Origin of the sequence: Massilia sp. MP_M2 (genome assembly GCF_039123635.1) — a bacterium.
Lineage (GTDB): Bacteria > Pseudomonadota > Gammaproteobacteria > Burkholderiales > Burkholderiaceae_D > Telluria.
In genome coordinates, this window is the sequence record NZ_JBCHJF010000002.1 from 510,595 (window position 1) to 529,975 (window position 19,381).

17 protein-coding genes are annotated in these 19,381 nt (G+C 65.0%); 5 read left to right on the plus strand and 12 right to left on the minus strand.

Going from position 1 to position 19,381, the window contains the following annotated elements; translation table 11 throughout:
- Window positions 1-14 precede the first annotated feature (14 nt).
- The gene (gene ompR, locus RCH14_RS07120; protein ID WP_343025442.1) at window positions 15-782 is read right to left on the minus strand and encodes a two-component system response regulator OmpR; all 768 of its coding nucleotides are present in this window, start codon (window positions 780-782) and stop codon (window positions 15-17) included.
- 200 nt (window positions 783-982) lie between these two features.
- Here ompR and RCH14_RS07125 point away from each other — a divergent pair, with 200 nt between their 5' ends.
- The 3 genes from RCH14_RS07125 to RCH14_RS07135 all read left to right on the plus strand — a co-directional run bounded on the left by RCH14_RS07125 (window position 983) and on the right by RCH14_RS07135 (window position 4,038).
- Window positions 983-1,348, plus strand: coding sequence for a hypothetical protein (locus tag RCH14_RS07125; protein WP_343025443.1), 366 nt, complete (start codon window positions 983-985; stop codon window positions 1,346-1,348).
- Between the two features lie 236 nt (window positions 1,349-1,584).
- A complete protein-coding gene (locus tag RCH14_RS07130; protein ID WP_343025444.1) occupies window positions 1,585-3,462 on the plus strand; it encodes a flagellar assembly protein A in 1,878 nt (625 codons plus the stop codon).
- Between the two features lie 99 nt (window positions 3,463-3,561).
- Complete coding sequence (locus RCH14_RS07135; protein WP_343025445.1) at window positions 3,562-4,038, plus strand: chemotaxis protein CheW; 477 nt, start codon at window positions 3,562-3,564, stop codon at window positions 4,036-4,038.
- A gap of 39 nt (window positions 4,039-4,077) precedes the next feature.
- Here RCH14_RS07135 and RCH14_RS07140 read toward each other — a convergent pair whose 3' ends face one another.
- From RCH14_RS07140 to dapC, 7 genes are all read right to left on the minus strand, one after another.
- On the minus strand, window positions 4,078-6,051 hold the full coding sequence (locus RCH14_RS07140; protein ID WP_343025446.1) for an ATP-binding cassette domain-containing protein: 1,974 nt from the start codon (window positions 6,049-6,051) through the stop codon (window positions 4,078-4,080).
- Between the two features lie 191 nt (window positions 6,052-6,242).
- Window positions 6,243-7,133, minus strand: a complete 891-nt coding sequence (prmB, locus tag RCH14_RS07145; RefSeq protein ID WP_343025447.1) for a 50S ribosomal protein L3 N(5)-glutamine methyltransferase — start codon at window positions 7,131-7,133, stop codon at window positions 6,243-6,245.
- Window positions 7,134-7,158: 25 nt separating this feature from the next.
- Complete coding sequence (gene dapE, locus RCH14_RS07150) at window positions 7,159-8,295, minus strand: succinyl-diaminopimelate desuccinylase (RefSeq protein WP_343025448.1); 1,137 nt, start codon at window positions 8,293-8,295, stop codon at window positions 7,159-7,161.
- A complete protein-coding gene (locus RCH14_RS07155) occupies window positions 8,292-8,663 on the minus strand; it encodes an ArsC family reductase (RefSeq protein WP_343025449.1) in 372 nt (123 codons plus the stop codon). The genes dapE and RCH14_RS07155 overlap by 4 nt, the downstream gene beginning before the upstream one ends.
- 41 nt (window positions 8,664-8,704) lie before the next feature.
- Entirely contained in the window at window positions 8,705-9,850 is a 1,146-nt protein-coding gene (locus RCH14_RS07160) for a PilT/PilU family type 4a pilus ATPase (RefSeq protein WP_343025450.1), read from the minus strand.
- 93 nt (window positions 9,851-9,943) lie between these two features.
- Complete coding sequence (gene dapD, locus RCH14_RS07165) at window positions 9,944-10,768, minus strand: 2,3,4,5-tetrahydropyridine-2,6-dicarboxylate N-succinyltransferase (RefSeq protein ID WP_343025451.1); 825 nt, start codon at window positions 10,766-10,768, stop codon at window positions 9,944-9,946.
- Window positions 10,769-10,811: 43 nt separating this feature from the next.
- Entirely contained in the window at window positions 10,812-12,026 is a 1,215-nt protein-coding gene (gene dapC, locus RCH14_RS07170) for a succinyldiaminopimelate transaminase (RefSeq protein ID WP_343025452.1), read from the minus strand.
- 141 nt (window positions 12,027-12,167) lie between these two features.
- Here dapC and RCH14_RS07175 point away from each other — a divergent pair, with 141 nt between their 5' ends.
- A complete protein-coding gene (locus RCH14_RS07175) occupies window positions 12,168-12,947 on the plus strand; it encodes a YoaK family protein (RefSeq protein WP_343025453.1) in 780 nt (259 codons plus the stop codon).
- A gap of 194 nt (window positions 12,948-13,141) precedes the next feature.
- Here the strand turns inward: RCH14_RS07175 and RCH14_RS07180 are convergent, their stop codons facing one another.
- A complete protein-coding gene (locus RCH14_RS07180; protein ID WP_343025454.1) occupies window positions 13,142-14,182 on the minus strand; it encodes an AraC family transcriptional regulator ligand-binding domain-containing protein in 1,041 nt (346 codons plus the stop codon).
- 197 nt (window positions 14,183-14,379) lie between these two features.
- On the opposite strand from RCH14_RS07180, the gene RCH14_RS07185 reads away from it, so the two are divergent.
- Window positions 14,380-15,948 (plus strand): glycerol-3-phosphate dehydrogenase/oxidase, encoded by a 1,569-nt coding sequence (locus RCH14_RS07185; RefSeq protein ID WP_343025455.1) that lies wholly within the window; start codon window positions 14,380-14,382, stop codon window positions 15,946-15,948.
- A 9-nt stretch (window positions 15,949-15,957) separates the two neighbouring features.
- Here the strand turns inward: RCH14_RS07185 and RCH14_RS07190 are convergent, their stop codons facing one another.
- From RCH14_RS07190 to RCH14_RS07200, 3 genes are all read right to left on the minus strand, one after another.
- The gene (locus RCH14_RS07190; protein WP_343025456.1) at window positions 15,958-17,316 is read right to left on the minus strand and encodes a diguanylate cyclase; all 1,359 of its coding nucleotides are present in this window, start codon (window positions 17,314-17,316) and stop codon (window positions 15,958-15,960) included.
- Window positions 17,317-17,473: 157 nt separating this feature from the next.
- A complete protein-coding gene (locus RCH14_RS07195; RefSeq protein WP_343025457.1) occupies window positions 17,474-18,667 on the minus strand; it encodes a PLP-dependent aminotransferase family protein in 1,194 nt (397 codons plus the stop codon).
- Window positions 18,668-18,829: 162 nt separating this feature from the next.
- Window positions 18,830-19,291: a RidA family protein gene (locus tag RCH14_RS07200; RefSeq protein ID WP_343025458.1), complete on the minus strand. Its 462-nt coding sequence runs from the start codon at window positions 19,289-19,291 to the stop codon at window positions 18,830-18,832.
- Between the last annotated feature and the right edge of the window lie 90 nt (window positions 19,292-19,381).

A 19,381-nucleotide genomic window follows, 5' to 3' on the forward strand; every position in this document is an offset into this window, starting at 1 on the left:
GGCAGGAGGCTTCACTAGCGCGGCTGACCCTCAGGGATGAACACATAGCCCAGGCCCCAGACGGTCTGGATGTACAGCGGGCTGGACGGATCGGGCTCGATCAGCTTGCGCAGGCGCGAAATCTGAACGTCGAGCGAGCGGTCGAACACTTCGTATTCGCGACCCCGGGCCAGTTCCATCAGTTTTTCGCGTGACAGCGGCTGGCGTGCGTGGCGCGCAAACACCTTGAGCACCGAAAATTCACCGGTAGTCAACGGCACCGTATCGCCGTTTTTCTTCAGCGTGCGCGTGCCCAGGTCGAGAATGAAGTCGCCGAACTCGAAGGTTTGCGGCGTTTCCGATGGCGCGCCCGGGATCTCGTCCGGGCCTTTGCGGCGCAGCACCGCGCCGATGCGGGCCACCAGTTCGCGCGGGTTGAACGGCTTGGGCAGGTAGTCGTCGGCGCCCATTTCGAGGCCGACGATGCGGTCGACGTCTTCACCCTTGGCGGTGAGCATGATGATCGGGGTCTGATCGCCAGCGCCCCGCAGGCGGCGGCAGATCGACAGACCGTCTTCGCCGGGCAGCATCAGGTCGAGCACGAGCAGGTCGTAGCGTTCGCGCAGCCACAGTTTGTTCATGGCCGGCGCACTTTCGGCGGTCACGACCTGGAAACCCTGTTCGGTCAGATAGCGGCGCAGCAGATCGCGCAGGCGCACGTCGTCGTCCACGACCATGATCTTGGCGGAGTGGCCGCCTTGCGTGCCGGTACCCACGTTAATGTTCGGAGTCGATGAAGTCATGGAACTGTCCAGAATTGTCAGATGAATGTCGCTATGGTAACTTCTTATCGTGATGCAGCAGGCACGACTCAGCTCAGCCATTACAATGTGTTACAAACTTTACCCAATTACTCTTACCCTGCATTCGGTATCAACCTACACTGGCATCAAGTGATCAGCACAGCTTATCTGTTTATCAGGCATCACGGAAGAGGAACACCATGAACCACGCGCTCAACGACAATCCAGCAGCACCCGGTACCGCTTGCGGCCGGTTCGCCCGGCTTGTGCGCCTTGGTGTTTTCGCCTGCGCCCTTGCGGCAACTGGTGCCGGCGCATTGGCCCAAGACCAGGACCGCAACCGCGGCGGCGACGACATCCAGGCGCGCGAGCGTTACGAGATGCAGGCGCAGCGCGATGCGCGCGCGTTCGAAGTGCGCGAGCAGGGCCGCCGCAATGCGGACGTCCAGCAGGATGCGGCACGTGAAGAACGTCCCCGCGGCCGCTTGTCGCCCGACGAGCGGCGCGATCTTCGCCGCCAGATCAAGGAAGGTGCGGATCTGTATCCCAATTCGCGCCGCCGCTGACACGCGGCTCGTGCAGCAAACAACGGCGCCTTTGGCGCCGTTGTCGCATCTGGCGTTTGATCGGTCTCAATGGCGGGATTGAATGCACTGGGCACGCAGGCACCGGGTCTCCGAATTTTCTTTTTTACAAATATTATTGCTATATGTTTATTTATTTAGCGCAACATGCTATGTTGGCGAGCGCCTTACTGTTGGTAGGGTAGTCGCCAACAATATCCGCAAACTGGAGCGCAGACGTGTCCGATTCAGCCATACCTTCCGCAGCACGCTTTGCCTCTGACGGCCCGGAGCACTGCATTGTCCGGCGCGCTGACGGCGTCTATGCCGACCCGCAGGCGCTCGGCACGACGCTCGTGGCGGCGCTTGATAATACGCTGCGCTCCGGCCACTATCTTGCGGGGCTCGACTACCCGGTACTGATCAAGGCGCTGTACGGCCACGGCCCCGATCTGCCGCGCGACACTGCCGGCCGGGTGCAGGTGCGTATCGCTGCGGACATCGTGCCGTTCACGCCGGCCCGCCAGGCCCTGTATCGGTCGGTGAAAATTTCGGATGGCCAGGCCGAGTATTACTTCGAGCCGGTGGTCGAGTCAGATCCCGACGGCGGCGAGCGGCCGACCGTGCTCGACGCCGACGAATTCGTTGCCGACATGTGGGTCAAGGGAATCCGCTTCGGCGCCGATGTCGCCGCCATCGCCGAGGCCATCGGCACGGGCGCGGCCGGGCGCTATGTGGTGGCGCGCCGCCTCGCGCCGGTCAACGGCGACGCTGCGCGCGTCGAAGAGGTCACAAGCGAGCTGCACCGCAGCGATGCGCCGCTCGAGCTTGCCAACGGCAAGCTCGACCTCATGAGCTTCCAGAACCGCTTCCCGCAGGTGCGGATGGGTACGCGCCTGCTGCGCAAGGTGCCCCGCACGGCGGGTAGTCCGGGTTTCGAGCTCACCGGCATCCCGATCCTGGCCGAGATCGGCAAGGACCTCGACCTGGCCGCGTACGCCGCCGAAGGCACCGGCATCGACGTCGTGCCTGCCGGCGAATTTTTGATCGCGCGCCGCGACGGATTTCTGAATGTCGATCCCAAAAGCAGCCGCATCGCGATTTCCGACAAGATCGTCAGCCGCGACGGCGTCAGCGCCAGGACCACGGGCAATCTGAACCTGAGCGGCGACTACGAAGAATTCGGCGAGGTGCAGGAGCAGCGCACCATCGAAGGCGACAGCATCACCGTGCACGCGGACGTGTATGGGCATGTGCTCTCGCGCGGTGGTGCCATCCGCCTGGAGTGCAACCTGGTCGGCGGCAGTGCGCGCAACATGAACGGCGGCGTGCGCGTGCTGGGCGTGGCCTCCAGCGCCACGATCCAGGCCGCCAGGGGCGACGTGGTGCTGGGGCGCGCCGAAAACTGCGTGATTTCCGGTGCGCGCATCCGGGTCGAGACTGCGATCAACTGCGAGATCATGGGCGACGACGTCGAGGTCGGCCACGCCGAAGGCAGCGCCATCGCCGGCCGGCGCGTCAGGATCGGCCGCGTCGCGCCCTGGAAGCAGGGCGAGATGCTGGTCTACCTGCTGCGGCCCGATTGCGCGCGCATCGACGATGCGATGGCCCAGGTGCGCGAGCGCATCGGGCAGTTCAGCCAGCTTGCGGCGCGTCACCGCGCATCGATCGACACGCTGACGGCCGAGCCGCACCTGAGCAAGTATCTCAAAATTGCGCCGCGCATCCGTAGCGGCGATCTGGTGCTCAAGCCCGAGCAGGTGCCGCAATTCCAGCGCATGACCGACACTGCGGGCCCGGCACTCAAGGAGCTTGGCCGCTTGTCGGAGGAAGCCAAAAAGCTCGACGCTGAACGACAGTCGGGCATGGCGGTGCTGGGCCGCCTGGAAGCGCAGCGCTACGACCGCGTCGGCGCGGCGCAGATCGCGCTCGAGGCCATTGCCGGCGAGGTGCAGGTGCGCGCCTTGCCGTACGAGCCGGATCTTGGCTGCATCTGGGATCAGGGACCGCGCGACATCCGGCTTCGCCTGCGCGACGCCATGGGCACCGAATTGCTGCATGCAGGACGCGACGGCGCCTGGGCCTGGAATTCTGCATCACCCATCTCGCCGGGATGATCACCCACACCCCCGGGGCGGCCAGTTTGAATTGATGGTAGTCAACATCAGGCTGGGAGGCAGGCATACGATGGTGGTCGGACTGACGAAGGATCCACCATGCACACCACATCGCGCGCGCCACGGTCTGGCGCACCACGGGATTACCTCAGCTTCATGCTCGACGGGCAGGAGTACGGACTCGATTGCGCGCGCGTGCAAGAACTCAAATTGCTCAAGTCCCTTGAACGGTTTGCCGAAGACGGCGACATCATCGGCGGCGTGGCGTTGTCGCATGGCGTGATCCTGCCGGTCATCGACATGCGCACCACCGCCACGCAAGGCGCGCACAACGGCGTGGCGCACCCCGATACCGACGTGATCATCCTGCGTCTGTCGAGCGGTCTGGTGGGAATGGTCGTGGAAGGCGTAACGGGGATCGTGCACGTGCGCCCGGAGGCCGTACAGGCCGTCCCGGGCGATGCCGGCGCCAGTTACCTGATCGGCATTGCCCGCATCGACGGCCGGTGCGTGGTGTTGATCGACATCGATGGCCTGATGTCGTTGTCGCCGCGGCGGCCGCTCAGGGCCGCCTGACGGCGTCGTACTGCTCAGTTAGCGTCTTGCGCCAGCGTCTTACGCCAGCGCCTCCAGCTGTTCCTGCAACCCCAGCCACTCCATCTCGAACGTCTCCAGGTCGCGCGCCACGAATGCCTGGTCGGCCACCAGCGTCTTGAGGCGATCCTTGTTCTGCGCGTCGTAGATCGACGGGTCGAGCAGGGCGGCATCGATCGTGGCTTTCTTCGCCTGCAGCTTGGCCATCTGCTCGTCCAGACGCTTGACCTTGCTCTCGATCGGTTTGCGCAGCGCGGCGTTGCGCTGGCGTTCTTCGGCGCCCAGGCGCTTCTGTTCCTTGCGCTCGGCCGGCGTGGCGCTCGGCACCGGCGCGGCGGGTGCTGCGGTCTTGGCCAGCGGCAGGATGTCGGTGCCTTTGCCCAGCTTGGTCTTGAACAGCCAGTCCTTGTAGTCGTCCAGGTCGCCGTCGAACGGTTGCAGGCGGCCGTCGGCGACGATGATGAATTCATCGGTCGTCGCGCGCAGCAGGTGGCGATCGTGGGACACGACGATCAGCGTGCCTTCGAACTGCGCCAGCGCCATCGTCAGTGCTTCGCGCGTTTCCAGGTCCAGGTGGTTGGTCGGTTCATCGAGCAGCAGCAGATTGGGGCGCTGCCAGACGATCAGTGCCAGCGCCAGGCGCGCCTTCTCGCCGCCCGAGAACGGCTTGATCGAGCTGGTCACCATATCACCCGGGAAGTTGAAGCTGCCCAGGAAGTTGCGCAGTTCCTGCTCGCGCACGGTCGGCGCGATCTTGGCCAGGTGCCACAGCGGCGATTCGTCGTGGCGCAGCATCTCGACCTGGTGCTGGGCGAAGTAGCCGATCGACAGGCCCTTGCCGACCGTGGCTTCGCCGGTCAGCGGCATCAGCTCGCCGGCGATCGTCTTGATCAGCGTCGATTTGCCGGCACCGTTCACACCCAACAGGCCAATGCGCTGGCCGATGGTCAGCGAAAAGTCGATGTGGTTGACAATGGTTTTCTTGCCGACCTTGTCGCCGTGCTCGTCGAGCAGGAAGTAGCCCGCATCGACCTTGTCGAGCACCAGCAGCGGATTCGGGGCCGACAGCGGCTCGCGGAAGTCGAACGAGAATTCGGCTGCGGCGCGCAGCGGCGCCAGTTCTTCCATCTTGGCCAGGGCTTTCATGCGGCTCTGGGCCTGGCGCGCCTTGGACGCCTGCGCCTTGAACCGGTTGACGAACGACTCGAGGTGGGCGCGCTGGCGCTGCTGCTTCTCGAGTGCGCCGGCGGCCAGGATCATCTGGGCGGCGCGCTGGCGTTCGAAGCCGGAGTAGTTGGCCGTGTAGCGTTTCAGCTTGCGCTCGTCGATGTGCACGATCACGTTGACGACTTCGTCGAGGAAGTCGCGATCGTGGGAAATGATGATCAGGGTGCCCGCGTAGCGCTTGAGCCAGTCTTCGAGCCAGATGATCGCATCCAGATCCAGGTGGTTGGTCGGTTCATCGAGCAGCAAGAGGTCGGACGGGCACATCAGCGCCTGCGCCAGGTTCAGGCGCATGCGCCAGCCGCCCGAGAAGCTCGCCACCGGCTGGTTCATCTGCGCCAGCGAAAAGCCCAGGCCCAGCAGCAGCTGTTCGCCGCGCGACTGCACCGTGTAGCCGTCGGCGTCGGCCAGCATGCCGTGCAGCTCGCCCAGGCGCATGCCGTGGGCGTCGACGTCCGGGTGCGATTCGAGTTCTTCCAGCTCGGCCTGGAGTTTGCGCAGGCCGACGTCGCCGTCAATGGCGTAATCGAGGGCTGCGCGGTCCAGCGCCGGGGTTTCCTGCGCCACGTACGCCATGCGCCATTTGGCCGGGAAGTCGATCTGGCCCTGGTCCGGGTGCAGCTCGTTACGGAGCATGCCGAACAGGCTCGATTTGCCGGCGCCATTGGCGCCGATCAGGCCGATCTTGTCGCCCGGGTTGAGGGTCAGGTCGGCATCGACGAGCAGCGGCTTGGTGCCGCGCATCAGGCTGACGTTCTGGATACGGATCATGGTGTGGCTTCGTGTAGGGTGGGCGGCTGTGCCGCCCACGCGGTGATAGTTAGAGGTGCCGGTCTAGGGCCGGATGGTCTTGCTGTGATGGTTACTGGTTCCGGTTTCGTGCCGGATGATCTTGCTGGTATCGATCACCGCGTGGTCGGCATAGCCGACCACGCGGTGATCGATGAGCGGCAGGGGTGTTGTTAAACGTTTTGCAGCTGCTCGGCCGTCAGCAGGAACACGGCATCGTCGCCGATGCTGGTGGTCAGCCAGGTCAGGCCCAGGTGGCCGAATGCGGCTTCGGCGTACTCGCGCTCGTTGCCGATTTCAACCACCAGGATGCCGTCCGGCGTCAGGCGCTCGGCGGCGCCGGCGATGATCTTGCGCACCAGGTCCATGCCGTCTTCGCCGCCGGCCAGCGCAATCTGCGGCTCGACCATGTATTCCTGCGGCAGCGTGCGCATCGATTCTGCATTCACGTACGGCGGGTTGGTGATGATCAGGTCGTACTTCTTGAACGGCACGTTCTCGTACAGGTCGGACTCGATCGGGTTCACGCGCCCTTCGAGTTTGTATTCGCGGATATTCGTTTCGGCCACGGCCAGCGCGTCCTTCGAGATGTCGATCGCATCGACCACCGCATTGGTGAAGGTGTCGGCCATCATGATCGCCAGGCAACCGCTGCCGGTGCACAGTTCGAGCACGTTTTCCACGCCGTCCGGATCGACCAGCCATGGGCTGAACTGCTGCGGAATCAATTCGGCGATGAACGAGCGCGGCACCAGTACGCGTTCGTCGACATAGAAGCGGTATTCGCCCAGCCATGCCTCTTTGGTGATGTAGGCGGCCGGCACACGCTCGGTCACGCGGCGCTCGATCACGGCCAGCACCTGCAGCACTTCGTCGGCCAGCAGCCTGGCGTCGAGGAATGGTTCCAGGCGGTCGAGTGGCAGCTTCAGGGTGTGCAGGATCAGGTAGGCGGCTTCGTCGAAGGCTTCGATGCTGCCGTGGCCGAAGAACAGGCGGGCAGAGTTGAAACGGGTGATCGCATAGCGCAGCAGGTCGCGCGGCGTGGAGAATGAGGTGGTGGTCATGGCCTGGATGATGGGTTGTAAGGCTTCAAGCGGCCAGCAGGCGCTGGAGCGTACGGCGATAGATATTCTTCAGGGGATCGATGTAGCGCAGTTCGATGTGCTCGTCGATTTTATGAATGCTGGCGTTCGGTGGGCCGAATTCTATCACCTGAGGACAGATGCGGGCGATGAAGCGGCCATCCGAGGTCCCGCCGGAGGTCGATAATTCGGCGTGCACGCCCAGTTCGTCGCCGATCGCGGCGCAGACGGCGTCCGACAGCGTGCCTTTTTCGGTCAGGAACGGCAGGCCCGACAAGGTCCAGTCCAGATCGTAATCCAGGCCATGGCGGTCGAGGATCGCATGCACGCGCGCCTGCAGGCCCTCGGCCGTGCTGGCGGTCGAGAAGCGGAAGTTGAAGTCCAGGCTCACGCTGCCCGGAATCACGTTGTTCGCGCCAGTACCGGCAGCGATGTTCGACACTTGCCAGCTGGTGGGCGCGTAATATTCGTTGCCCTCGTCCCACACTTCCTGCGTCAGCTCGGCCAGTGCCGGCGCGGCCTGGTGGATCGGGTTGCGCGCCAGTTGCGGATAGGCAATGTGGCCCTGGACGCCGTTGACGCTCAGGTGGCCCGACAGTGAACCGCGCCGGCCATTCTTGATCGTGTCGCCCAGCACGTGGTTCGAGGTTGGCTCGCCCACCAGGCAGTAGTCGGGCGCGACGCCGCGTTCTTCGAGCAGGTCGCACACGATGGCGGTGCCGTCGACCGCCGGGCCTTCCTCGTCGCTCGTGATCAAAAAGGCGATCGAGCCGCGGTGATCCGGATGGGCCGCAATGAATTCTTCACAGGCGACGACCATCGCCGCGATCGACGTCTTCATGTCGGACGCGCCGCGCCCGTACAGCCTGCCGTCGCGCTGCGTTGGCATGAACGGCCCGGATGTCCATTGGTGCAGCGGGCCGGCCGGCACCACATCGGTATGGCCGGCAAACACGAACAGCGGCGCGTTCTCGCCCTTGCGCGCCCACAGATTGGTCACGCCATTCGAGACGATCGTCTCGCATACAAAGCCCAGTGGCGCCAGCAGCTCGATCAGGCGCTGCTGGCAGCCCTTGTCCTGCGGCGTGATCGAGTCGAGCGCGATCAGCTCTTCGGTGAGCAGCAGGGTGCGTGACGGTCTCATGGCGCCGCCCCGAATTTTTCTTCGAATTTTGCTTCGAATGCGGCTGCGGAAAACCCGACCGTCACCAAGCCGGCGCCCTGCACGACCGGGCGCTTGATGACCGACGGGTTCTCGAGCATCAGCGCCATGGCGCTGTCGGCATCGACGATCGACACCTTGCGTTCGTCTGGCAGGTTGCGCCAGGTGGTGCCCTTGCGGTTGACCAGGATGGTCCAGTCGAGGTCGTGCAGCCAGGCCTGCACCAGTTCAGGGGTAAGTCCTTGCTTCTTGAAGTCGTGGAAGGCGAAGTCGATGCCGTGATCCTGCAGCCAGGTGCGGGCTTTCTTGACGGTGTCGCAATTGGGGATGCCGTAGAGGGTAGTCGTCATGGGGAAAGTAAAAAAGCGGGCGGCAGCGCCGCCCGGGAACATCAGGCATTGAGCGTGAACTCGGTGAACGAGGCGCCGCCCTTTGGCTCGTTGGCCTTGTCGTCCAGCTGTTGGTGGACCTGGCTATCGGGCCCGTTGTTGAGGAGCCAAAGCAGGTTGGTGGCCGAGTCGGCGTTGGCCAGGCCTTCTTCCTGCGTCACGTGACCTTCCTTGATCAGGTGGAACAGGGCGCCTTCGAACGATTGCGAGCCAGCCGACAGGCTCTTGTCCATCGCTTCCTTGATCTGGCTGATTTCGCCCTGTTCGATCAGGTCGGCGATGTAGCGGGTGTTGAGCATGACTTCGACTGCCGCACGGCGCGCGCCGCCGGCAGCGGCTTTCACGAGCCGCTGCGAGACGATGGCCTTGATGCTCGAGGCCAGGTCTTGCAGCAGTGCGTTGCGGTTTTCCAGCGGGTAGAAGCTGATGATCCGGTTGAGCGCGTTATAGCTGTTGTTCGCGTGCAGCGTGGCCAGCACCAGGTGGCCCGACTGCGCATAGGCCAGCGCCGCCTGCATCGTTTCGCGGTCGCGGATTTCACCGATCAGGATGCAGTCGGGTGCCTGGCGCATCGAGTTCTTCAGCGCGATGCCAAAGTCGTGCGTGTCGCTGCCGATCTCGCGCTGGTTGACGATCGATTTCTTGTTCTTGAAGAGATACTCGATCGGGTCTTCGAGCGTCAGGATATGCCCGGTGCGCATGTCGTTGCGATGGTCGAGCATCGACGCGATGGTGGTCGACTTGCCCGAACCGGTGGCGCCCACGACCAGCATCAGGCCGCGCTTTTCCATGATCAGTTCGGCCAGCACGGGCGGCAGGCCCAGTTCGGCCAGAGGCGGAATGGTCGCCGGGATGAAGCGGAACACGGCCGAGATCGAGCCACGCTGGCGAAACGCCGACAGGCGAAACCGGCCCACGTTCGCGACCGACACGCCCATGTTCAATTCATTGTCACGCTGGAGTTCGTCGATCTGTTCTGGCGTCGCGATTTCGGACAGCAGCGACAGGATGTTCTCGGGTTCGAGGCGATGCTGGTTGATGGGGATGAGCGCGCCGTTGATCTTGATATGCACCGGGGAGTTCGCGGCGAAGAACATGTCGGACGCGTTCTTCTCTTTCATCAGCTGGAACAGGCGGTCCATGGCCATGGCATCGTCTCCGTCAATCGGGGGAATTACAAAAGCCGGCCGAACAGGTAGTCATGTCACCCGTTCAGCCGGCTGTTCCTGCTACCGGCGCAATCAGTCGCCGCGCAGCAGGTCGTTGATCGCCGTCTTCGAGCGGGTCTGTGCATCGACGCGCTTGACGATGACGGCGCAGTACAGGCTGTACTTGCCATCGGCCGACGGCAGGCTGCCCGACACGACGACCGAACCCGATGGCACGCGGCCGTACGACACTTCGCCGGTGGCGCGGTCATAGATCTTGGTCGACTGGCCGATGTAGACGCCCATCGAGATCACCGAGTTCTCTTCGACGATCACGCCTTCGACGATCTCGGAACGCGCGCCGATGAAGCAGTTGTCTTCGATGATGGTCGGATTGGCCTGCATCGGCTCGAGCACGCCGCCGATGCCCACGCCGCCCGACAGGTGGACGTTCTTGCCGATCTGCGCGCACGAACCAACCGTGGCCCAGGTGTCGACCATCGTGCCTTCATCGACGTAGGCGCCGATGTTGACGTAGGACGGCATCAGGACGACGTTCTTGCCGATGAAGCTGCCGCGCCGCGCAACCGCCGGCGGCACGACACGGAAACCGCCGCGTGCGAAGTCTTCGGGTGTGTAGTCGGCGAACTTGGTCGGGACCTTGTCGTAGAACTGGATGTCACCCGAGGCGACCGGCACGTTGTTCTCGAGGCGGAACGACAGCAGCACGGCTTTCTTGATCCACTGGTTCACGACCCAGGTGCCGGTGTCCTTCTGCGCGACGCGCAGGCTGCCGTCGTCGAGGCCGGCGAGCACGTGGGCGACGGCGTCACGCAGTTCGGCGCTGGCGCTGTTCGGGCTGATGTCGGCGCGCTGTTCCCAGGCGGTGTCGATGATGTTCTGGAGTTGTTGGGTCATGATGCTGGTCTTGGTTGGAATGATTTTCAGGGGTGCACAGGCGTCAGGCGAGGCCCTGGCAGAACTGGACGATGCGGTTCGCTGCTTCCAGTCCTTCGTCGACGCTGGCCACCAGGGCCATGCGGATGCGGTCCTGGCCCGGGTTCTGCCCGTGCGCATCGCGCGCCAGATAGCTGCCCGGAAGGACCGTGACATTATAGTCGGCGTACAGGCGCCGTGCGAAGTCGACGTCCGACAGGCCGGTGCGACGCACGTCGGCCCACAGATAGAAGCCAGCGTCGGGCAGTTCGACGTCCATCACTGGTTTCAGCAGCGGCGTGATGAGATTGAACTTCTCTTTGTACAGCGTGCGGTTGTCCTGCACGTGATGCTCGTCGTTCCAGGCCGCGATCGACGCCGCCTGCACCGGTGGCGCCATCGCGCCGCCGCAGTAGGTGCGGTACAACAGAAAGCGCTTCATCGCCACCGGATCGCCCGCCACGAAGCCCGAGCGCATGCCCGGCACATTCGAGCGCTTCGACAGGCTCGAGAACACGATCAGGTTGCGGTAGGGCTGCGCGCCGCTGCTGCGGCCCAGCTGGTGCGCCGCTTCGAGCGCGCCCAGCGGCGGCGTGCTGCCCGTGTAGATCTCGGAATAGCATTCGTCGGCCGCGATCAGGAAGCCCCAGCGGTCCGACAGCGCGAACAGGTCGCGCCAGTCGTCCAGCGTGAGCGTGGCGCCGGTCGGGTTGCCGGGCGAGCAGACATACATCAGCTGCACGCGCGGCCAGACCTCAATCGGCACGCCCGCGTAGTCGGGCGCGAAATTGCGGGCCGCTTCCGAGTTGACGAACCATGGCGTGGCGCCGGCCAGATAGGCAGCGCCTTCGTAGATCTGATAGAACGGGTTCGGGCACACCACCAGGGGATCCGGCTTCGAGGCGTCGATCATGCACTGCGCGATGGCAAACAGCGCCTCGCGCGAGCCGTTCACCGGCAGCACCATCGTGGCCGCGTCGAGCGCCGGCAGGCCATAGCGCCGTTCGAGCCAGCCGGTAATGGCGGTGCGCAGCTGCTCGCTGCCGATCGTGCTCGGATAACTGGCCAGGCCTGCTACCGCATGCATCAGCGCTTTCTCGATGAAGGCAGGCGTTGGATGCTTTGGCTCGCCGATACCAAGGCTGATGGGTGTGTAGTCCGGATTCGGTGTCACGCCGGCAAACAACTGGCGTAATTTTTCGAACGGGTAGGGATGGAGTTTGTCGAGATGGGGGTTCACGGCGATACCAGTGTGCGCTTTTGGCTAATTTTTTATTATAGCGCCAGGAATCGATGGCACGGGACATGCGCTTAAAGTGATTTGCGGTAACATCCGAAGTCGATGCCAACCCATGATACTCCCGCCAAAAGCCGATCCGCCGTGCCGATCAATTACGCGCGCAGCCTGACTGGACACGCCCGTACCCCCGGCGCCAACCGCCACCTGGGCATGGCGCTGGCTTTCGTGGCAGGCGCCATCAATGCGGGCGGCTTTCTGGCGGTGCGCGAGTACACGTCGCACATGACCGGCATTGTCTCGGGCGCGGCCGACAACCTGGTGCTCGGCCAGACCGACCTGGTGCTCGCCGCCGGCGGCGCCTTGTTCAGCTTTTTGCTGGGCGCGGCCAGCACCTCGATCCTCGTCAATCTCGTGCGGCGCCTGGGCTTGTACAGCGGCTATGCGCTGCCGCTGGTGCTCGAGGCGATCCTGCTGCTGATATTCGGCATCCTGGGCGCACGGCTGAACGACATCGATACGCTGTTCATCCCGCTGACCGTGATGCTGCTGTGCTTCATCATGGGCTTGCAGAACGCCGTCATCACCAAGGTCTCGCACGCCGAAATCCGCACCACCCACATGACCGGCATCATCACCGACATCGGCATCGAGCTGGGCAAGCTGGTGTACTGGAACCGGGATCGCGGCCTGCGTCAGCCGAAGGTCACGGCCAATCTGGGCCGGCTGGCCCTGATGGTGACGCTGCTGGCCGCCTTCTGCATCGGCGGCGTGGTCGGCGCGCTGGGCTTCAAGCACCTGGGCTACCTGTCGACGATTCCGCTGGCCGCGTTCCTGTGCGTGCTGGGGATCGTGCCCGTGGTCGACGACCTGTTGCGCGTGCTGGGGCGCGGCCGGGGTGCTGGTAGCGACGCCGCACGCTGACTCCGCTGTGCACGCTTGCTGCACCCGGCGACCCGTGTCTCAGGCGCACGACGCGAAGAATGAGTGCATTTACGATCGTGTCAAGCCGGACGTTACCCGATCAGGTTGCTGGAGCCACCGATGGCCGTGCCAGCGCTGGTTGCGCGCCCAGTTGGCTGTTCTGGCACGCGACGTCGACGACCCCGCCTGATGCGTCAGGCAGCCTGTTCGCGCCACGCCCCCGGATTGATGCCGCTCCACTCACGAAACGCGTGCGTGAACGCGCTCTGGTCCTGGAAGCCCAGCAGAAAGGCGATATCGGCCAGCCCCAGCTCGCGCCGCCGCAGATAGTCTTGCGCCAGCGCGAAGCGCACCGCATCGAGTACCTGCTGGAAGCTCGATCCGGCGTCGGCCAGCTTGCGTTGCAGCGTGCGCGCCGACAGTCCCAGTTCTGCCGCCACTGGTGCCAGGCGGGCCTGGCCGTCGGGCAAGCGCTGCGTGAGCACTGCCGTCACCCGCGCCACGATGCCGTCGGCGGCCATTGCGCGCTGCGCCAGCAGCCGCTCGGCATGCTGGTGCAACACCGGGAACAGGCTGATGTCGGCGTTCGGCACCGGCATGGCCAGCAGCCCCACGTCGAAGGCGGCGCCATGCACCGGTGCGTCGAAGACCGGCACAATGCCCAGAACGCGCAGGTATTCGTCGTGGCCGTGGCCGGGATCGGCATGCCGGAAATGCATTGCCTGCGGCATCAGTGGGCGTCCGGCCATCCAGCTGCCGAACACGCGAATTCCCGCATACACGCTTTCGGCAAGGTGGCGCGTGGCATCCGGATAGCGGCTGAACCACTCGTACTGTGCGTGCAGTCCTTCGATGGCAAGCCGGCTGCGCCCCAGGTCGTGCGCCAGCGATTCATAGCGCTGGGCCAGCGCCAGTGCGTGGCCGAAACTGCTGCTGGCGAGCAGCATCAGGCCGTACGCGCTGTACGTGGCGGGTCGCACATTTTCGCCGACATGCAAGCCGAAAAACGGATCGTTGGCGAGGCGCGCGCCGGCATCGAGCAGGGCGATGTAGCGTGTTGTCGATAACGTGTCGGGAAGCGGGGAGAGTGTACCGGCAGCCAGGCCGGCGGCGCACGCGAGCGCATCGGGCGTCACGCCGCGTTCGAGGGCGGTGTCGAGCAAGGTCTGGAGATACGGGCCGGTCACGCGGGCGGTATTCGGCAGGCGTGGCGCGATCGAGCAAGGCAGTGTCATGAATGCGCAATACAGTTGGCAATGCCCTGACTAATCTGGCAAAAAGGGCAACTTGTGTCCAAGTATAACGAAGAAGGCGGTTTGATGCGGCGTTGTGATGGCTGTGGTAACGAGGCAATCGGCATGCGACCATGCCTGCGGGGCGCCCGCGGGCGCTGGCCCGGCGGCGCCATGCATCCGGCCAGGCGGGTGACGCCATGACCACGTTCCCGCCACCACGCGACTGGGACGTGCTCGTCATCGGCGGGGGCATCACGGGCGCCGGCATCCTGCTCGAAGCAGCGCGGCGCGGTCTCAAAACATTGCTGGTGGAGCAGGCCGATTTTGGCTGCGGCACGTCGAGCCGCTCGTCGAAGCTGATGCACGGCGGCCTGCGCTACCTGGCTGCCGGCAGCCTGCGTCGCACGCGCGATGCGGTGGCCGAGCGCGAAGCGCTGCTGCGCGCGGCGCCCGGGCTGGTCGATGCGCAGCCGTTCGCGTTCGCCAATCATGGTGCCGACCTCACTCGCCGCCTGGGCTTGCTGTCAATGCTGCGTGTGGTCGATCTGCTCATGGGTCGGCGCGAACCGCAATGGCAGCGCCAGGACGCCTTGCGCAAACCGGCGCCAGATGCACCCGATCCGCGCAGCGCCGGCAGCATCCGCTACACGGACGCCAAAACCGACGATGCGCGCCTCGTGCTGCGCGTGCTGGGCGAAGCGCGTGCCCATGGCGCGGTGGCCTGCAATTACGTCACCGTGCAATCGCTCGTGCGCGATGGCGGCAAGGTGCATGGCGCGTTGCTGCGCGACGAACGCACGGGCGCCGAGACGGCCGTGCGCGCCCGCCTGGTGGTCGACGCCACCGGCGCGCCGCCAGCGCTTGCCGGCGCCGGCGCCGGCGCCGGCGTCAACGGCGGAGCACCGCGCCTGCGCTGGCTGCGCGGCAGCCATCTGCTGCTGCCGGCCGACCGCCTGCCACTGACCGAAGCCGTCAGCCTGCTGCATCCGGCTGATGGTCGCCCGGTGTTTGCCTTTCCCTGGGAGGGCGTGACGCTCGTGGGCACGGCCGACATCGATCAGGCCGACGACGTCAATGCCCAGCCGAGCATCACGCGCCGCGAATTCGATTACCTGATGACAGCCGTGCAGGCCCAGTTCGCGCAGCTGGCGCTGGTCGATGCCGACGTGCTGGCCACCTTTGCCGGCGTGCGCCTGGTATTTGACAGCGGCAGCGACGGCGTGTCGATCAGCGACAAGCGCGAGCACCTGGTGTGGTCCGAACCCGGCCTGGTCTCGGTCGCGGGCGGCACCCTGACCACCTTCCGCCTGGCCGCGCGTGACGTGCTGCGCGAGGCGGCGCGCCAGTTACCGGGATGGCAGATGCGCGCCGAGCGCGGCGCCGTATTCGCGCGGGCCAGCGCGCCGGCCCGGCGCGACCTGCCGCCCAACGTGCTGCGCCGACTGACCGGCCGCCATGGCGCGCAGGTCAAGGCGCTGCTCTCTGCCGCGCACGCGGGCGAGCTCGAATGCATTCCGGGCACGCACACGCTGTGGGCCGAGCTGCGCTGGGCGGCGCGCGCCGAACAGGTGTACCGGCTTGACGACCTGCTGCTGCGCCGCACGCGCCTGGGCATCCAGCTGACCGATGGCGGCGCCGCCCTCATGGGGCGGGTGCGCGCGATCTGCCAGAAGGAGCTGGGGTGGGACGATGCACAGTGGGAGGCGCAGGAAAAACGCTATATCGCGGCCTGGCGGGCGCAGCACGCGGTGCCGCCTTCCACCTGACAGGCAGGCTCAGGGCGCGAGCGGGCCGCGCACGGGTTCCAGCGTCGTTCCCGTCTGCATCATGACGACCTGATTGCGCCCAAGCGCCTTGGCTTCGTACATCGCCCGGTCGGCCGAAATGAACAGCGAACGGATATCGTCGAACAGCGTCGGCACGGTGCAGGCCACGCCCACGCTGGCCGTGACCACGCCGGGGCCGTCGGCGTGCGGATTCGGCATCGCCAGGCGCTCGATGTAGGCGCGGATCGTTTCACCCAGGCAGGCGGCGCTCTCAGCGGTGGTATCGGCCAGCAGCACGACGAATTCTTCGCCTCCGTAGCGCGCCGCCAGATCCGTCGGGCGCATCGCATGCGATTGCAGCGCTTCGGCGATCGCCTGCAGGCAGGTGTCGCCGGCAGCGTGGCCGAGGCTGTCGTTGTAGCCCTTGAAGTGGTCGACGTCGATCACGATCAGCGACAGTGGCTGGCCGTTCCTGATCGCGCGCTGCCATTCTTTTTCGAGGAAGGCGTCGAAGTGGCGGCGGTTGGCAATGCGCGTGAGCGGGTCGACCAGGGCGGCATGCTGCAGCGCCGTCTCGGATTGCTTGTGGTGTGTGATGTCGTGCAGCAGGATCACGAACAGGGTTTCGTCGCCGGCCATCGGAGACAGGCCCAGGTCGATCGCACGCAGCGTGCCGTCGGGCTGGCGCAGCAGCACTTCGCGCGTACCCCGGCAGCGCGCGGCGGCGGTTTCGTCCGACGGATTGGCGAAAAAGGCAGCGTAGTCCCGGGCCGCCGGTGGCTCGATCAGGTCGCACAGCGGCCGACCGGTGAGCAGGCTGCGGGGCTGCGCCAGGAAGCCTTCGCTGGCCGGGTTGGCAAAGGCGATGCGCCCGCTTGCATCGACGAGCATCAAGCCTTCGTCCATGCCGTCGACGACCAGCTGGAGGCGCTCGACCTGCTGCTTCTGGCTGTCGCTATTGCTGCGCAGGCGCAGCTGGGCACGCACGCGCACGCACACTTCGGCCATGCGCACCGGCTTGGCGATGTAATCGGCGGCGCCGGTGTCGAAGCCGGCGACAACGTCATCGGTCTCGCCGCATTCGCTGATGAAGATGATGGGGATGTGGGCGGTGTCGGGAGAGCGCTTGAGGCGGCGGCAGATTTCCAGCCCGTCGAGATCGGGCAGGAGTACGTCGAGCAGGATCAGGTCGGGCTGCACGCGCAGCGCAATGTCGAGCGCGCGTTTCCCGGTGCTGGCGACGAAGGTCTGGTAACCCTGCTGTCGCATCATGTCCTGCAACAGGCCGACGCTGTCGGGGGCGTCGTCGACGATCAGGATGGCAGATTGGCGCGCCGGGGCTGCAAGCGCTAGAGCAGGGTACATCATCAGTTGCAGTAGGACCTCGTCAGTGTAACGAAATCATACCCGCAATCGGAGGTAATCAGACAACTCATATTGCCAGAAGTCAACTACGCGATGCAGTTGTTGCAATGATGCAACTAGCTATCATTGGCCCGCGTTGTACGCGCGGGCCAATGGGCCATTACAGCATGGCGGCGATCAGCTTGCCGAGGATGGCGATGCCTTCGCGGATGCGTTCCGGCGGTACCGTCACGAACGACAGGCGCAGCGTGTTGGACGCCGGATCGTTGGCGTAGAACGGCGCGCCCGGGACGAACGCCACCTTGGCGGCCAGCGACTGCTCGAGCAGTTTCATGGCATCGATCTGCTGCGGCAGCGTGACCCAGATGAACATGCCGCCTTCCGGTTCGGTCCAGCTGACACTGGCCGGGAAGTGTTCTTTCAGTGCGTCGAGCATGCACTGGCACTGGTCGCTGTACAACTGGCGGATCGTCGGGATGTGCTGATCGAGGAAGCCATCCTTGATGACTTCGTGCACGACCATCTGCGTGAGCTGCGCGGTGTGCAGGTCGGCCGCCTGCTTGGCCAGCTCGAGGCGGCGCACCAGCGGCAGCGGGGCGCACACGTAACCGAGGCGAATGCCCGGCGTCAGCACCTTCGAGAACGAGCCCATATAGATGACGCCGTCCGGGTTCATCGCGACCATCTTCGGCATCGGCTCGCCTTTGTAGCTCAGCGAACCGTAGGGATCGTCCTCGATCAGCGGGATGGCCAGGCGTGCGCAGGTTTCCACCAGTTCGCGGCGGCGCTCGAGCGACAGGCTGCGGCCGGTCGGGTTCTGGAAGTTCGGCAGCGAGTACAGCATGCGCGCGCCCTTGGCGACGGCGTCGATCGAGGACGGCACCAGGCCGTGCTCGTCGGTGTCGACTGATTTGAACTCGGGGCGGTACACCGAGAACGCCTGCAGCGCGCCCAGGTAGCTCGGGGTTTCGACCAGCACGCGGCTGCCTTCGTCGACCAGCACTTTGCCCAGCAGGTCGAGCGCCTGCTGCGAGCCGGACGTCATCAGGATCTGTTCCGGCAGGATGGTCGAGCCTTCTGTCGACAACGAATTGGCAATCCATTCGCGCAGTGGCGCGTAACCGTCGGTCGGGCCGTATTGCAGTGCCACTTTACCGGCTTCGCTGAGCACCTTGTCGTAGGCCGCTTTCATGCGCTCGACCGGGAAGGTCGCTGGCGACGGCAGGCCGCCGGCGAACGAAATGATGTCCGGACGCTGGGTGATCTTCAGGATTTCACGGATGAACGAGCTTTGCAGCTGCGCGGCGCGTTCCGAGAACTGCCACTGGATAGGGTTAGGGTTGTCGATTTTCATACTTGTCTCGCAGGAAGGGGCACGGTCGTGCCGGGCCATTATAGAACACGCCGGGTAGGCGATCTCTTGTCGGCGGACGGCGCCGGGTCAGCGCCACCCGCTAATCACAGTAAAGGAAACACCGGCGAATGTGCGCCGGTTATTGCCACGCAAACGCTGTTTTTATGCCACTTCGACGATCATTTCGATCTCGACGCAGGTGCCGCGCGGCAGCGCTGCGACGCCGAAGGCCGAACGTGCGTGCTTGCCGGCGTCGCCGAACACCTCGCCGATCAGTTCCGAGGCGCCGTTCGTGACCAGGTGCTGTTCCGTGTAGTCCGGCGTCGATGCGACCAGGCTCATGAGCTTGACGATGCGCTTGACGCGGGTCAGGTCGCCGCCAACCGCTTCCTGCAGCGTGCCGATCAGGTCAATGGCGACCGAGCGTGCAGCAGCCTGGCCGTCCGCGGTCGTCTTGTCGCGGCCCAGAATGCCGGCATTCGGCGAACCGTCTGCATTCTTGGCGATGTGGCCCGAGATGAACACGAGGTTGCCGGTCTGGACGTACATGACGTACGCTGCGGCCGGGGTCGCCGGGGCTTCCAGCGTGATGTTCAGTTCTTTGAGTTTGTCGTAGACGGTCATGGAATTTCCAGGGTGCGTGAATGAATCCGGTATTGTACGTCGAGCCGGCGGCGCCGCCCAACCACCGGATTGGTCGCGGCCATCTCAGGC

Bases quoted from the DNA above. Each gene is read 5' to 3' on its own strand.
- ompR (WP_343025442.1), bottom strand. From the start codon at position 782: ATGACTTCATCGACTCCGAACATTAACGTGGGTACCGGCACGCAAGGC.
- RCH14_RS07125 (WP_343025443.1), top strand. From the start codon at position 983: ATGAACCACGCGCTCAACGACAATCCAGCAGCACCCGGTACCGCTTGC.
- RCH14_RS07135 (WP_343025445.1), top strand. From the start codon at position 3,562: ATGCACACCACATCGCGCGCGCCACGGTCTGGCGCACCACGGGATTAC.
- RCH14_RS07140 (WP_343025446.1), bottom strand. From the start codon at position 6,051: ATGATCCGTATCCAGAACGTCAGCCTGATGCGCGGCACCAAGCCGCTG.
- prmB (WP_343025447.1), bottom strand. From the start codon at position 7,133: ATGACCACCACCTCATTCTCCACGCCGCGCGACCTGCTGCGCTATGCG.
- dapE (WP_343025448.1), bottom strand. From the start codon at position 8,295: ATGAGACCGTCACGCACCCTGCTGCTCACCGAAGAGCTGATCGCGCTC.
- RCH14_RS07155 (WP_343025449.1), bottom strand. From the start codon at position 8,663: ATGACGACTACCCTCTACGGCATCCCCAATTGCGACACCGTCAAGAAA.
- RCH14_RS07160 (WP_343025450.1), bottom strand. From the start codon at position 9,850: ATGGCCATGGACCGCCTGTTCCAGCTGATGAAAGAGAAGAACGCGTCC.
- dapD (WP_343025451.1), bottom strand. From the start codon at position 10,768: ATGACCCAACAACTCCAGAACATCATCGACACCGCCTGGGAACAGCGC.
- RCH14_RS07180 (WP_343025454.1), bottom strand. From the start codon at position 14,182: ATGACACTGCCTTGCTCGATCGCGCCACGCCTGCCGAATACCGCCCGC.
- RCH14_RS07185 (WP_343025455.1), top strand. From the start codon at position 14,380: ATGACCACGTTCCCGCCACCACGCGACTGGGACGTGCTCGTCATCGGC.
- RCH14_RS07190 (WP_343025456.1), bottom strand. From the start codon at position 17,316: ATGATGTACCCTGCTCTAGCGCTTGCAGCCCCGGCGCGCCAATCTGCC.
- RCH14_RS07195 (WP_343025457.1), bottom strand. From the start codon at position 18,667: ATGAAAATCGACAACCCTAACCCTATCCAGTGGCAGTTCTCGGAACGC.
- RCH14_RS07200 (WP_343025458.1), bottom strand. From the start codon at position 19,291: ATGACCGTCTACGACAAACTCAAAGAACTGAACATCACGCTGGAAGCC.